Source organism: Paenibacillus sp. J31R120, from assembly GCF_056269225.1.
In genome coordinates this window covers 707,789-722,618 of sequence record NZ_JBWDNN010000002.1, presented here as the reverse complement: position 1 = coordinate 722,618, position 14,830 = coordinate 707,789, and the positions used below count along the sequence as shown (strand labels likewise).

13 protein-coding genes and 1 pseudogene are annotated in these 14,830 nt (G+C 51.7%); 4 read left to right on the top strand and 10 right to left on the bottom strand.

Translation table 11 applies throughout. The features are described 5' to 3' along the window. Nucleotides 1-65: 65 nt before the first annotated feature. From AC0YNW_RS09765 to AC0YNW_RS09725, 9 genes and pseudogenes are all read right to left on the bottom strand, one after another. The gene (locus AC0YNW_RS09765) at nucleotides 66-485 is read right to left on the bottom strand and encodes a helix-turn-helix domain-containing protein (protein WP_475831784.1); all 420 of its coding nucleotides are present in this window, start codon (nucleotides 483-485) and stop codon (nucleotides 66-68) included. Between the two features lie 134 nt (nucleotides 486-619). Next, nucleotides 620-1,507 carry an AraC family transcriptional regulator gene (locus tag AC0YNW_RS09760; protein WP_475831783.1) on the bottom strand — a complete coding sequence of 296 codons (888 nt, stop codon included), beginning with the start codon at nucleotides 1,505-1,507 and terminating at the stop codon, nucleotides 620-622. Nucleotides 1,508-1,616: 109 nt separating this feature from the next. Beyond that, a complete protein-coding gene (locus AC0YNW_RS09755; protein ID WP_475832200.1) occupies nucleotides 1,617-2,030 on the bottom strand; it encodes a PA14 domain-containing protein in 414 nt (137 codons plus the stop codon). 27 nt (nucleotides 2,031-2,057) lie between these two features. Beyond that, nucleotides 2,058-2,813: pseudogene (gene bglS / locus AC0YNW_RS09750) on the bottom strand (beta-glucanase); the annotation flags it as partial. A 65-nt stretch (nucleotides 2,814-2,878) separates the two neighbouring features. Then, nucleotides 2,879-4,030 carry a family 16 glycosylhydrolase gene (locus AC0YNW_RS09745; RefSeq protein WP_475831782.1) on the bottom strand — a complete coding sequence of 384 codons (1,152 nt, stop codon included), beginning with the start codon at nucleotides 4,028-4,030 and terminating at the stop codon, nucleotides 2,879-2,881. Between the two features lie 230 nt (nucleotides 4,031-4,260). Continuing rightward, complete coding sequence (locus AC0YNW_RS09740) at nucleotides 4,261-4,722, bottom strand: hypothetical protein (protein WP_475831781.1); 462 nt, start codon at nucleotides 4,720-4,722, stop codon at nucleotides 4,261-4,263. A 66-nt stretch (nucleotides 4,723-4,788) separates the two neighbouring features. Beyond that, entirely contained in the window at nucleotides 4,789-5,430 is a 642-nt protein-coding gene (locus AC0YNW_RS09735) for a DUF2306 domain-containing protein (protein WP_475831780.1), read from the bottom strand. A 198-nt stretch (nucleotides 5,431-5,628) separates the two neighbouring features. Next, nucleotides 5,629-6,630 (bottom strand): phosphotransferase enzyme family protein, encoded by a 1,002-nt coding sequence (locus AC0YNW_RS09730; RefSeq protein WP_475831779.1) that lies wholly within the window; start codon nucleotides 6,628-6,630, stop codon nucleotides 5,629-5,631. A 124-nt stretch (nucleotides 6,631-6,754) separates the two neighbouring features. Further along, on the bottom strand, nucleotides 6,755-9,397 hold the full coding sequence (locus tag AC0YNW_RS09725) for a discoidin domain-containing protein (RefSeq protein WP_475831778.1): 2,643 nt from the start codon (nucleotides 9,395-9,397) through the stop codon (nucleotides 6,755-6,757). Nucleotides 9,398-9,688: 291 nt separating this feature from the next. On the opposite strand from AC0YNW_RS09725, the gene AC0YNW_RS09720 reads away from it, so the two are divergent. From AC0YNW_RS09720 to AC0YNW_RS09705, 4 genes are all read left to right on the top strand, one after another. Next, nucleotides 9,689-10,270, top strand: a complete 582-nt coding sequence (locus AC0YNW_RS09720) for a TetR/AcrR family transcriptional regulator (protein WP_475831777.1) — start codon at nucleotides 9,689-9,691, stop codon at nucleotides 10,268-10,270. A 61-nt stretch (nucleotides 10,271-10,331) separates the two neighbouring features. Continuing rightward, nucleotides 10,332-12,167, top strand: a complete 1,836-nt coding sequence (locus AC0YNW_RS09715; protein WP_475831776.1) for an alpha/beta fold hydrolase — start codon at nucleotides 10,332-10,334, stop codon at nucleotides 12,165-12,167. A gap of 189 nt (nucleotides 12,168-12,356) precedes the next feature. Then, nucleotides 12,357-13,265 carry an amidoligase family protein gene (locus tag AC0YNW_RS09710; RefSeq protein WP_475831775.1) on the top strand — a complete coding sequence of 303 codons (909 nt, stop codon included), beginning with the start codon at nucleotides 12,357-12,359 and terminating at the stop codon, nucleotides 13,263-13,265. 127 nt (nucleotides 13,266-13,392) lie between these two features. After that, nucleotides 13,393-14,148: a DUF975 family protein gene (locus tag AC0YNW_RS09705; RefSeq protein ID WP_475831774.1), complete on the top strand. Its 756-nt coding sequence runs from the start codon at nucleotides 13,393-13,395 to the stop codon at nucleotides 14,146-14,148. Nucleotides 14,149-14,223: 75 nt separating this feature from the next. Here the strand turns inward: AC0YNW_RS09705 and AC0YNW_RS09700 are convergent, their stop codons facing one another. Then, nucleotides 14,224-14,829, bottom strand: coding sequence for a response regulator (locus AC0YNW_RS09700; RefSeq protein WP_475831773.1), 606 nt, complete (start codon nucleotides 14,827-14,829; stop codon nucleotides 14,224-14,226). Nucleotide 14,830 lies beyond the last annotated feature (1 nt).

Below are 14,830 nucleotides of genomic sequence, written 5' to 3'. Positions count from 1 at the left end.
CTTTAGTTTACCTAAAGAAATAGAGTAACTCAACCCAATTAGTACAAAACTATACTACGCCAACTTCATCTCATCCGCGAGCCATTATTATGCCGTCCGCAGTGCCAAGCGGTTCGATACCCGATCCGCTGCGCAATTTCCCTCAGGCTAGCCTTGGAGGCAAGCAGCCACTCCTGCGCTTTCCTGATGCGAATCTCCGACAAATATTTGCTGTACGTGCACCCCTTCTCTTTCTTGAACAGCCTGGAGAAGTATTCCGGGTTGAGGCCCTCTTCCTTATAATGAACGACCGCTCCCGGATTCGCATATATGATTTTCCCCGATTTGGAGATGGGATAGACTTGATCATCCAACCACAGCTCACCTGTGCCGTGTACGATAATGAACAGCGTACAGCTCTCCAGAATAAACTTCTCCCGAGGAACTGATCCCTGTAATTTGGACAGCTTGATATTTTCCAGTGTGTAGACGTGCTGATTTTCCATATTGCAACTCTCTCCTACGAACAAAGTCCTTCCTCTTATATTAAAGGATTCACCCTGTGATTACACTGGATTTTGATTGGTATACAGGCAGGAGATCAGATCGGTATTCAGCCAAATAAAAAAACCAGTGCAGATCACTGGTTTAGTGCCGGCTGCTTGCGCGAAGCCTTCGGCGTCATGCCGACATGCTTCTTGAACAGCCGATTGAAGTTGGTAAGTGAGCGAAAGCCGCATTCCAGGGCGATATCCGTCACCTTCATGCCGCCCCCCTCCAGCATTGCCACTGCCTGCTCCAGCCGAATATGGATAAGGTACAGCAGCGGCGGCATGCCGACCGCCCGCTTGAAGATTTCGCTGAAGCGAGACGGGCTCAGGTAGACCAGAGACGCAAGCTCCTCCAGCGTCCAGGAGTGGGCATAGTTCAGCTCCATCGTCATAATGACCTGGCGCATCTTCTCCAGCTGCTGCTCGCTGATGCTTGGCTCCTGCTGCAGAGCGCCGTCCACCCGGCATTCCCGGTTGACGATAGCCAGGAATCGGAGCAGCAGCGAATAGACAATCGATCCGTAAGATCGCCTCTCCTGTTCATGCTCTTGCTGCAGCTCCATCAGGATGCTCCGCAGCTTGTCCATGGACGGATGCTCGCGGTCAATCAGATTCGTAAAGCATTTACCCACTTCCCGGAACGGGCTAAGCAGCTCGGAATCGAACCTGAGATTGCGGACGAACCAGGTCGGATCGAACGTAATAACCGTCATGACGAGATCCTTGCTTTCGTAAGCGCAGTGCAGATCATTGGAGTTAATCAGCAGGATATCCCCTTGCTGAAACTCGTACTTCTGCCCATTGATCATATAGTAGCCCGTTCCGGACTTAATATAATTAATCTCCAGCACATCATGCCAATGCAGCTTCTGATACACATTCGTAACCCCGATGGTATCGATGACGAATACCGGATAGTTTTTGTCCAAAATCACTTTTTCCTTCGGAATCGCTTCTTCCCTCATAATAGCTGGCATCGCAGGACCCCCGTTTCTATCTCTTCTAACAGGAACAGCTGTCCCGGATTCGATACATCGAACCGGGACAGCCTTATGACACAATCAGACGCGAATATGCTTCACTTCATCAGCTCGGATAAAGCCTGCTTTGCGGAATAATTTGCTTCGACTGGGATGCCGATGACCAGGATAGCTTGGCAATGGCATCTTCCGTATTATCGTAGAATTCCAGCTTAATATCGTACTTCTGGCCGGCTGTCAGATAGATGGAGCCTGACCATTCGGTCTCTGCCTGATCAACCCACTTATCGATAATAAGCTGATTGTTCACCCATAATCGGACGCCGTCATCCGTGCTCGTATGGAACGTATAGTTGCCTGTATACTGCGGCTTCACTTTCCCCGTCCAACGAACGGAGAAGGTATCTGCGCCCATCGAAGAAATCGGCGCTCCGTAGCCCCAATCGAAGTTCACCGTCGCATCAACTCTTGTCGTCTTCAAGGATGTGAAATTCATGTTGTCGTAGTATTGAGCAGTCAAGCCGGTGCCATTGTCCGTTGGCAGCTCGCTTGCCGGCGTGAACTTGATCCAGTCATAATACGCTCGAACCGGCGCTCCCGGATAGTTGAACTTACCCGTCCATATCTCTGCCGGGCCAGAGCCCGACCATAGATTAACCATGATGTGGCCGGGACTGGTCGGCAGCGCGCCTCTTGATCCATTCTCCGTATGCACGAGAACTCCGTCTACGTACCACTTAATGTAGGTAGGCGACCACTCGAACGCATAGTCATGGAAATCAAGCGAAGCATCGAAGCCCAGATCGATACTCGTGCTGTGGTGACCGACACCATTAGTGAAATAGTTCGTCTCCAGCTTGGTTGTGTCTTTGCCCAAAATTTCAATATCAATCTCGTCATTGGATGTACCCGCCGCTAGGCCAGAATACGTAAACAGGCTGGTTACGAGCCCGGTACCTTTCGCTGCCTTCATCCGGGCTTCCACTTTACCGTATCCGTACTTCACATTCGTGGCGTATTCACCTGAAGCATAGTTCTTGCCAGAGCAGCTTGCGGGACATCCCGCATTATCCAACCGCAAAGCCATGATGCCATTCGAAAATTCCTGGTTGGCAGCTTTCCAGCCAACGCCGAAGTCGACACCGTTGGCCCAGCCGTCCGAAGTGTAGAACATGCCTGGATTCGTCCCGTTCAGCGGTTCAAGAAATGCAACGTCGGCAGCCGAAGATGAAATCGGCAGGAGCAATACTGCAAGCATAGCAGCAGCCGCAAGCAGGGCTGTCATTCTTTTTCTGATAGGCATCACCTTGTTGTTCATAGATACACACCTCTTTCATGGAATGTGATCGATAATGGACAATCGCAAGATTAGGACAAGCTTCTGGAAATCTTAATCAGCTGGTTCTGAGCGTCCCGCTCCACCTGGGCTCCAACCGCATCTGCCAGTGCCGCAAGCGGCACATATGCGACGCCATTCCGAAGCGTAACAGGTTCAGCCAGTGTAAGTTTCTCGCCATTCACCATAGCAGTCTTGGAGCCTGTCTTGAAGATGAGTTTTGCACCTGATGCAGCATCAGTGACGTGAATTTCCTGCTTCGCGCCGTTCCACTCCACCTTCGCATTCAGGGACTCCATCAGATAGCGCAGAGGCGCCATCTCAGTCTGGCCGATACGGTAGATTAGCGGCTTGTTCGGATCTTCTACTTGCAGCTCGACCGATTGCACTTCGCCTTGCGGCTGCTCTGCTTTCGTATACGCGATCCGGTCGAACTCAGCGACCAGCGTCTGACCATGATGCGTATAGTCGCCCGCCCAGCCATTCGTCTTGGTTGCCGGCCACACGTTGGCAATGATATGGCCCGGCGTAGACGGCAATTCGCCTCTCTCGCCCGTCTCGGTGTGGACCAGCTTGCCGTCTACATACCACTTGATCCAATCCGGCGTCCATTCGAAGGCATAGTCGTGGAAGTCATCTGCCGCATCAAAGCCCAGCGGGATCACCGTAGAGTGCATGCCTACGCTTTTCGTAAAATAATTCGTTTCCAGCTTGGTCGTGTCTTTGCCCAAAATCTCAACGTCAATCTCATGCGCCGTGCCATCGGGATCGGTGCCATACGTGAAGAAGCCCGTTACGACGCCTACTCCTTTAACCGCTTTCAATCTGGCTTCGAATTTGCCGTAGCCATACCGCTGATTCGTCGCATACTCTCCTGATGCATAGGGCTGACCGGAGCATAAGGCCTGATCATCCACACAAGGCTTGTCATCGAGCAGCAGCTTCAGCTTGCCATCCTCGAATACGACATGGTCGTCTCTCCACCCGTTTAGGAAAGTGCCTCCATTGCTCCACCCATTCGATGAGTAGAAACGGTCGGTGTCCTTCTTGTCGAGGTGATCCTCGAAGTTCGTGCCGAGAACCTCTGGCGCCGCATCCTCCGCCATTGCTGTTAGCGGCGTTAGAAGCGCCACTGTGGTGAAAGCGGATACAAGCAACATCGTCCATCTGCGTCTAAGCTTCATGAATCGTCATCCTCCTCCTCTTCACTTCTTGAAATCAGAATCATTAATCAACTTAATCCTACATGCTATCGCCTCTGTGATCTCAGCCATTCCCACCATAAAACTGCACTATTTAACGGATATTTGAAATGGGTGTAAGTCCGTCGCCATAATAAAAGGCCGGATAAAGGACGACCATTCGTCCTTATCCGGCCTTTCATGCCTTGATTATTCTTTGCCTAAAATAGCTTCTATGAAACTTTCTTATGAAAGCAATACATGAGGAGCAGTCCAGTCACAACGCTAAAGGATTCCAGGCTTAATGGCGACTGCGGACTGGCTGCCGGCAGCAATTGGTCGACTACGTTAATCAGGGGAACAACGTTGTAATGCAACTGGGAGAGCATGGCAGGCACAGGTAGCAGAAGCAACGGGAGCACAACGATCAGGAACAAGGGCCAGTTGAACCCCCATTTCCCCTGCTTTGCACGAAGGTGAAAAAGCCGAATCACACCAAGCAACAGACCTAGCAGCACGGGCAACATCATGGGAACAGCTGCCGCTGCAACATGCTTCAGCTGCCTCTTCCCTCCTATTGGGAAGAACGGATGGTACTGGACGGACGCGCTCCAATTCGAAATATAGGTGAAGAGATGCATCAGGCCAAAAATCGTGATTAGCAAGCCTGTATATGTCGCTATTTGTTTCATCATCTTTGGCACCTCCTGCTAGGCGATAAAATGGATTCCGCTCGCCCGCTCTCCGATCGATGCTTCCTCCTATGCTAGCCGGGGCGGCGCTTTAAACACCGTTCGATTGATGACTTCCGCCACAATCCATAGCCCAATAATCGAAATATAGACCGATACCGTGTAGCTGGTCGTAAAGGTTAAGCCAAATCCCTTCTGGAGCAGGTTCAAGGATAGATGAGTGACCGCATTGGTAAAGCAAAAGACATAGCTTCGCACCATCCACTGCCGATGGCTGTTCACCTGTTTCTTTCTAATTTTGGATATCGCGATAATGGTGATAATGGGCCAGACAATATTTAAAATGTTGAACGGGATACTGGTCGCCTTGCCTCCGGTAGAATAAGGAGCCATATAGCCCGATGTGATATCTACGATAAGAATTGCAATCAGATAAGCGTATCCGTTCATTCGATGAAACTTTTTGAACTTCTTCATCACAGCGCTTGAAAAGTTGACCGCCCCTGCTAATAACGCGATACAGGCAAAAGCCACATGAACATACATCACATTCAGCCATAGAGGCAGTTGAAGCGTACGCTTCAAATCCATCTTTTGACTGAGAAATCGATCCGCAGACGGATCATAGATATAATTCGCGATTACCGCATACAGCACCGCACCGATTGCCGCTGCGATAACTAGCTTGTATAGAAGCTTTGATTTGAACATATAGAATTGAGCCTCACTTCATCATGCATTCAACCGTACAAGTCCCATCTGACGTAACCCATTCTACCTTAAGGCACGGGCTGAGTATAGTATGGTTGCTGATGAGCGATGGAATATAGCGAAAACACTGCCGCCGGGCGCTCCCCCGTCTCGCAGTGTCGTAAGGCTGATTCAGCTCAGCCACAGCTAGTATGAACTTCAGAGCCAATACGATTCAAGCAATGCCTTCAACGGCTGTTCATGCTCCTTCAACCACCGATCCCTGTCGCGAAACTGGTTCAGTATATAGGTCAAGTTGGATTCAATAGGGACACCCGCATAATGCTGGCCGATGTAAATATGAAGAAGCGCAATGTGATAGATTCGGGTCAGATGTCGTAGCTGGGCAATCTCTTGGGCTGAGCTCTTGCAGAAAGCCGCGTAGCTCTTGACGAAAGCCTCCAGCATGCGCCACGAGCCGCCTGCTAGCTGCAGCACATGATTCAGGCAGATGGCAAGCTCCATGCACCTGGCATCCATCGCGATAAAATCAAAGTCCAGTACCCCGCTGATATGATGATTCTTGGCCAATAGGTTGAAGACAAGCAAATCATGATGAACCAACTGCCACGGCAATTCATTTAATACAGACTCAGCCGATTCAATTGACTCGACCATTTCGGTATAAAACGCAAGTTCGCCACCCGATATCGAAAATGGCGGCTGAGCGAAAAACGTCTGGACCGCATCCCGGTCTGCAAGCGGATGAAGGCTGTACAAATTGGAAAAAGCTTGCCCCTTATAGGCCAGCTTCTCGGTTGCAACGGTGCTGAGCACAGCAGACATTTCGCCGACAACTCGCCCGAACTCGGCCGCATGGCTTTCCTCAGATAATGCAGGCACGCTACCCTCTATGAACGAAACCATCACGCCAAGCGTTCCATCTGGCAGCTCTACGTATTCATCTCCCTTGTGGGTAGACAAGAAGGCCGGTACTTGAAAGGACAGATTCGCATGATTCAGATAGGAGGTAATTCTCGCCTCCAGCTCCAGACTTTCTTTGCTTTTGGTATGGCGATTATAGATTCGGGCTATATATTTTACATCATTAACCTCTATAATTCTCGTCAGATTCGTAAGGCCAAACGGTACCGGCTTCATCTTGCAATGGGAATGGTCTTTAAAATAATAGCTTAGCAGCTCGCGTATTTTATCCTCCATATGTATCCCCTTCCTATGCCCCAGCAACCGGCAGGCTTACTCTTCTTCTACTTTGCAAACAGGGATTGCAACCTGTGCAATCCCTGCTTGATACGTTCTTTTTCTCAGAATATAACAACTTTGGTTAGTTGTACACCTTAAATTCCCTGATCGACCACCAGTTGGATGCCGTGCCCGTCTGTACAACCTTGATATACCGCGCATTGGTCTGTGCGAATTGGGCCGTTACGACTGGGCCGCCTCCTGTTCCGCTGGCAATGGCACCTCCAAAGTTCACGCCGTCTTGCGATACGTACACCTCGTAGCCCCGCGCATAGTCGTCATTACTCCCTGTGGAGTCCATGACAATCTTGCTGAAGCTCTGCGGGGAGCCCATGTCGATCGTGAGCGATTGACCGGGAGCCATCGCTGCGCCCGTGCTCCAGCGTGTCCCCATATCCCCGTCGAGCAGATTAGCCGCAAGGTCTCCGCTCGATGGTGATGAAGCGGCAACCCAGCCGGAACGGGACAGCTCCGCGCCTGTGCCGCCTCCATTGTTGCCTCCGCTGCCGTTCGTATACACGTTCAGCTCCCGGATCGACCACCAGTTGGACGCCGTGCCGGTCTGCACGATCTTGATATAGCGCGCCGACTGTGCAGGGAATACGGCTTCTACAACCGGTCCGCTGCCTGTGCCGCTCGCTACCGCGCTGCCATAGTTCACGCCATCGCTCGATACATATACTTCGAAACCGCGAGCGTAGTCGTCATTGCTGCCTGTCGAGTCCATGACGAGCTTGTTAAAGCTCTTCGACGCTTTCATATCGATGGTCAGCGACTGCCCTGGAGCCATCGCCGTGCCTGCACTCCAGCGCGTTGCCATACTGCCATCCAGCAGATTTGCGGCTACATCTCCACTTGAAGGAGAGGAAGACGCCGTCCAGCCGGTACGATCAAGCGCAGTCTCTACGCCTCCAGGACCTCCCGGTCCGCCTGTGCCCGTGCCGATAAATTCGTTGACCGTCTGCCTCATGCCCTCCGCAGGCGAATTGGCGTAGACGCGGCCTCCCAGCTTATTGATGACATGCGTAATTTCGCTGCCCGGCGTTCCCGCCAGCCATATTGATGTCGCATGGTGAACCTTGATGCCTGCCGTATCTGGCACTTCAATGCCGCTCTCCAGCTTCACAGGCGCATCTCTGAAGAATGAGTATACGCCCAGTCCCCATACCTCATGGTCTGTCACATGGTCGGCTACCTTATAGGAGGCATAGCCGTTCACTGTTCCATTCTGGCTCATCCAGCCCGCTTGATCCGGTACATCGTATGGAATTTCGGATTGGTAGAAGTAGACGCGGCCTCCATTGCCGTTCCATAACGTCTGGTATTCATGATGATGCTCATTGAACAAGCCATAGATGGTAACCTGATTCCCGTTCACGACTAGACCGTTCTTCGATATATTGTCCGTCCAGCCCACACCTGCGCCATGGTCCGCGCGCCAGATCCAGAAGTGATCGCCGATGACGTCATTACTGTTAATGGTCAAGCTGGCGTCGTTTTTGCCGATAGCTGCTCCGCCGATCCGGAAGAACAGATCATGCAGCGAAGTCGGATTGGCTGCATGGCTGGCATGGCTTCCGCTTGGGCCCACTTCAAGAAGTGAAGTCGAATTCACCGGACCTGCGTCCAGCACAAGCCCCGCTATCTTCACGCCGTCTACATCGGCGACCTTCATCGTCACTTGCCCGTTCGTCGGGATGAGAGTTGGCAGACCGATGCCCAGCACAACCGTATTGGCGCGGTTCAATTGGATTGTCTCGCTCAGATGATAGATGCCCGGGGTGAAGATCAAGTTTTTGCCTTGGCTGAGCGCCGCATTGATATTGGCAGCTGTCGCCGTCTCCGGGCGCGTGATGTGGAACGTGTCAATCGACAGCGATTCACCCGGCGTGGAGCCGTTCACCCAGCTGACGCCCTTCCGGTCATGCTGCAGCGAAGGCACGAACACGCGATACTGCCCTGCATCGTCAATGTACAGATACGGCTTCTCGCGCAGCACCGGCGCCTCTTCGACGACCGTATACGGCGGATCAGGGAACTGGCCTGCCGGCGGATTCGTATCGCCGACGAATACCATATTCCATACGCCATTCGTCCAGTTGCCGTATTGACTGTTGCGCGAGAACCACTGCTGCTGCGAGCCCGGCACGATCGTGCCGTTGACGACGGAATCAGCCAGCAAGCCGCCGCTCGCCCAGCCTGCATTCCAGTTGTTATCGAAGTCGAACAATTGAAGTTCGCCGTTAATGTTCAACCGGCGCAGCGGTGCCGCCTGCGACACAGCGATGCGCGTCATGCCGCTTGCCGGAGTGATCGACAGATTCTCGATCGCGCGCCAGAAGTTGCGCGTCGCGTTGCCGTTATCCCACTTGGCGTCGACGTTAAGCGCGCCGCCCGTCAAATTCACTTGCCCCGGATTTTGCCCGAGTCCCGCAACATGCGTGAAGAAGCCTACTTTCATATCGATGTTGTACGTGCCCGGCTTGAAGAGAAGGGCATACCTTTGGCTGCTGAATTCATTGCTCTCTTGTTCGTTGAACACCGCGCTTGTCACCGCCTGAATGTCGGCAACCGGCATGGATGGATCAAACACATATACGTTCGGGCCAAATATCGTCTGATTCGCCGTCGAAGGCGGCGGCGCCGCTTCCAAGCGGTCGGGAGACACAGCATACGTACTGACGAGAAGCGCCAACGTTGCGATTATTGCTATCCATTTCTTCAAAGTTAATTCCCTCCAACTATTGTGGAATATGAATCGAACCCGACGAATCTGCTGCTAGCCTGCTCCTCCTTTCCCGTGTGATGGGCGAACGTGACAGCGTCCTCGCCCACTCTCGTTACTTCACTCCACACCCGGACGAAAACGCTTACATTTATCATAGTGCGATACCTTCTTCTTCGACAGGCGGAAAATTTTAGATGGATAGCTGGATTTTTTAGATCATGCCATGCGGAGCTTGAATAGTTCAGGGATGATTTGACACCCATTCATTAGTACTGTATAGTTCTAATCATGAAAAAGAACACTACCCCAAGCAACCGAACAATCGTCATGCAGGTCGCAACTGCCCTGTTTTTGGAGAAGGGTTATCAGACCACCAGCATGGATGAGATTGTAGCCGTCAGCAGAGTGTCCAAGACAAATATCTACTATCATTTCAAAAGCAAGGAGGAGCTCTTGGCCGCTATCGTTGATCTAATGATTAATCGGTATACGGACATGATTGATGAGATCGCAGCCCAAACGGATTTGCCGGTAACGGATCGAATTGGCCGGTTTGCCGCGCTGCTTACAGAGCAGACGCCAAACAGCCTGGGCGGTTGCCCGTTTCTGACCCTATACGTTCAAACCTCGCATGATTCAGAGTATGTCCGAGAAGCGATCGGGGCTTTTTTTCACAAACAAACCACTACCATGGAGACGCTGCTTCAGGAAGGAATGGACCGCAAGGAAATACAGACGGCCCTCCCGCTCCCTCAGCTAGCTGCTCTTCTGGTGTCGACGATTGAAGGGGCGTTATTCTTGCAGCATGCTCAAAAGGACCCTGCGCTGCTATCGACCATTCTTCATACTTTGGCAAATATGCTGAAGTAATTTTTTTGCCCATCATTAGTACTAAACAGTACTATTAAAATGCATAAGGAGGACTACAACCATGAAAACCGTATTTCTGACAGGGGGCAGCGGGTTCATCGGACGGCATGTTCTGGCACAGCTAGTCAGAGCAGGCCATAAGGTGTATGCTCTTGCCCGCTCCAAGCCAAAGCTGATTGAGACGATGAGGAGCTTGGGATTGGATGACATCTCGTCGATTACACCGCTTAAAGGCGATCTCACCAAACCCGCTCTCGGGCTAAGCTGCGAGGATCAAGAGCAATTAAGGCAAATAGATGTCATCATTCATGCTGGCGGACCCATGGATATTCTATTGCAGGCGGAAGAAGCGCAAAAGGTATTCCGGGATGCCGCAGCCGAAATGATTCAACTGGCAGCATCCATCCATGAAAATGGTTCACTCAAGCACTTTATACATGTCGTTGGTTTTAAATCGCCTTATTCGGAACAGCATGACCACCTCAATCTCCATGAGGATCATCGCCATAAAGCTCCTCCTTATGAACAAATGAAATTTGAAGCCGACCTGTTGATTCGGCAGAAGCTTGGTCAATTGGGGGTGCCGTTATCCGTTATTAATCCAAGCGTCGTCATCGGAGACTCTGTTACAGGAATAACCGAGCAAGTCGGCGGACTTGGCATACTGGTCAACAGCGTGCGCAGAGGGCTGATGGCTCTTGCCCCAGGCGGCAGACAATATTGGCTCCCCCTCGTTCATGTCGATCATGTGGCGGCATGTATTGCAGCTCTAACGCAAGAAGAGCATCCTGTGAACGATACGTATTTCTTATTGGATCAGCAGATGGACAGCCCCGATATGATGGAGCTTACCCGGCTAATTGCCATGGAATCAGGCGCCAGTGGACCCTTAGGCGCAATTCCTTATCGCTGGATCAAAGGCTTGCTGAACCTTGGAATAGACAAATGGCTGAAGATGCCCAGGGAGTCGATCGATTTTATCGTCAACTCCGAATTTCCGCTTGCCTCCAAGCTGGGCCTGGAAGCCAAACATGATCTTCAATTGTCTGTCGTTCCGTCTACCTTGCCTTTTGTCGTTGCAGATTTGGATTTTCGGATTTCACACGGCAACGTGCAGCTCCCTCATCCGTTCCGATTCGGCAGGCGGGCGAATTTGGCAACGATCGAAAAGGAAGGCCGCGGAGCGCCTCTTATTCTTCTGCATGGCGCCTTCAGCTCAGCCTATCAGTTGTTGCCGCTGGCACAGCATCTCGCCAACATCTGCGAGAATCCGATCTATTTGGCAGATTTGCCCGGATTCGGACGTTCGCCTCTCCGCCATAACACTGCACGGTTAGAAGGCTTGGAGCATGCCGTCCGAGAACTGCTCATGAGCATAGACTCGCCAGTCATCCTTGCCGGACATTCGCTTGGGGGTTATCTCGCTGCCAAAATGATGGATCAAATGCAGGAGCGTATTCAACAGACTCTGCTGCTGCAGCCAGTATTACAGCCTCTTTCTTCCAAGTACAAATCCGGATTTTGGACTCGTTCCTTATTGCAATTCGCCTCTGAGGCTGCACTAAAGCGTGTAATGCTGAAGGATCAAAGCTTTGTTCACGAGCAAGAAATTCCCGCGGAATATATCAGCTATATCCATGATGAACTGCAATCAGTCCGAGTCAGGACGGCCACCGCAGAAGTCATGTCCACGCTGACGAAACCCGAGAGCTTCACCTTCTCCCCTGACAAATGGCACGATCACAAACTATCAATCTTGTGGGGGACTCAGGAGCTTAGCTTTCATATCCCGGACCAGTATGCTAAATTCCCTGTCGTCCGATTGCCCTATGCCCATCAGTTCCCCATATCCCATCCTGCAGAAACGGCGCGCAGGATTCGCGAGATGATGCAATAGCAGAGAGCAGCTTCTTGTATACAAGAATCTATTGTGCTGCTTCATCTACATTGTATATAATCTCCATAATAACGAACTTATGGAGGGTTCCCATGCTCAAAGAAAAAATCCCTTGGTAAGCCCGTGCACCGCCTCCTCTCACATCATTCACGCTAACACATTCCAATAAGAGCCGAGAGGATGACGAACATGTGGCCACAATCCGTAAATTGGAAAGACTTAACCTTTGGTGTAGAGATCGAGTTTGCAGGAGGCCAGCCGGAGCAATTGGAGCTACTGCCGGGCTGGATCATGTCGCTCGAGGAGCGGCAGCTTGACGAGACCGGATTGGAGTCCGGCAGCGAGCTGAAGCCTCCCCCGTTGCTTTGGGCGGACCGGGAGCAGATCCGCATCATGCTGGAACGGCTTCAGGCGCAAGGCGCTTCCGTGAATTGGAGCTGCGGCCTTCATGTCCATGTGGGGTTGGCGTCCTGGGGACAGGATATCATTCCCCGCCTTCTGGAAGCGGCGCTGCACTGCCAGGAGACCATTCAGAAGCTGCTGACAACGAGTCCTCATCGCAGAATCTTCTGTCCGCCCATCACACCGGAGATGAAGGAACGCTATGAAGCTTCTCCTCAGGAGGAATCCGTTCGCCATTTCGGACGCCCGCAATCCCATCGATGCGGCATTAATACGGCAGCCTGGTTCGATATTCAGACGGTTGAGATCAGGTATGCAAACGGCTCGCTGGATTATGATGAAATTCTTGCAACCGTGGAGCTATGCCTTCGATTCGTTGCTGCGGTCGGAGAAGGACGCTCGTTATCCGGCGAGCTCAAAGAACTGGCTATGCAACTCGGGGCGCCTCTGACTGGATATCCGCCTCCATTGCCGCCGCCAAGATGGTTCGAAGAGAGGACCTGGCTGGAGGACAGCCTTATCCCGGTCTTAGCCTCCATGGCGGCGGACCTTGTACTGCATGGCGAGATCCATCATATTCTGCCTGTCCCGGAAGGATTGCTGCTGGCGGTCGAGGATCGTGAAGGACATCTCTTCAAATTTGTCATTCAGCCGCCTGCGGCGGAATGGAAGGTTGTTCGTCAAATCGCAGAGTAAGGAATAAAGCCATGCCGCACCAAAGCGGCATGGCTTTTTCACGACGATTGACCTTGCATATAAGTGGACTATAACCGGATGGCATTTCGTACGCTAGAAGATAAAGTGGACAAAGGGAGGAATGTCGATGTGGGAACGCAAGGAACTGAAGGATAATGCCAAATATGTGCTTAGAACCTCGTATTGGAAGGCTTTTCTGGTCAGCCTGATTCTAGGCTTTGTCGGCGGAGGAGCCGGCATTCCAAATGTGAACTTCAATTACAGATCATCGGATTCATCATTTGATTCTCAAACCGGATGGATCGACTGGGGACTATTAGCGCCTTTCCTTGCTCTTGCCGTCGGATTTATCATCGTTGCCATTTTTCTCGCGCTAGCATTTAGAATTTTCCTCGGCTTTCCTCTTGAAGTCGGCTCGATGAAATTTTTCAAACGATCCGCAGAGCAGGACGTGAACTTGAATCATCTGGGTTATGCCTTCAATGGACAGCGGTATATGGATATTGTCGTGGCCATGCTATGGAGGGGGTTTCTTAATTTTCTGTGGTATTTGCTGCTCATTATTCCAGGCATCGTGAAATCCTACGCCTATAGCATGGTCCCGTTCATACTGGCGAACAACCCGAATATCGGATACAAGCGATCCGTTGAATTAAGCAATCAAATGACAAGAGGACATAAGTTCCGCATCTTCGTCCTGGATTTAAGCTTTCTTGGCTGGATCTTCCTTGGCCTGCTGGCTTGCGGCGTAGGCGTCTTGTTCGTCATGCCTTATATCAATGCCACAAAAGCAGAGCTTTATCTCGCATTGCGCAAAGAAGCGCTTGAGCGCAATCTGACGACGGAAGAAGAGCTTCGGCTCATCCCGCCGCCTCTCTTCTAATTCGCTTCACAGCTTCTCCGCTCACTATGCACAAGGCCGGTCACCCCACCCGGGTGCCGGCCTTGCCCATTTTATTTATAGCCATCCGTTGCCGTGAGCTTTCTCCGTCGCCTGCTGCCTCGTCTCGACACCCAGCTTCTGAATCGCCGTGGACAAATAATTGCGGACGGTCCCATTGGTCAAATAAAGCTGCCCCGCGATCTCGCCTGTAGACAGTCCCGCTCTGGACAGCCTGAGCACATCGCTTTCCCTATCGGTCAGCGGATTCTCTTCCTTTACAAACAGTGCTGTTGCCAGCTCCTTGCTGATGACATGCCCGCCAGCCATCACCTCGCGAATAGCGTCAATTAGAAATTCAATCGGCTCATCCTTAAGCAAGTAACCCTCTACCTTCAAGTCTCTGGCCTTCTGCAAAAAGCCCGGGCGGGCGAAGGTGGTCACCATAATAATTTTAGGCGCATGTCCCTCCCGCTTCAGCTTCTCCGCAAGCTCAAGACCGGACAGAAACGGAATTTCAATGTCCAGCAGGCACAGATCCGGCTCACACCTGCGAATGACCTCCAAGGCTTGCAGTCCGTCCTCCGCTTCTCCTACCACATCGATGTCGTCTTCCAGGGATAATAGCGATCTAAGCGTCCCTCTAAGCAGTTTCTGATCTTCAGCGATTACGATTCGGATCACT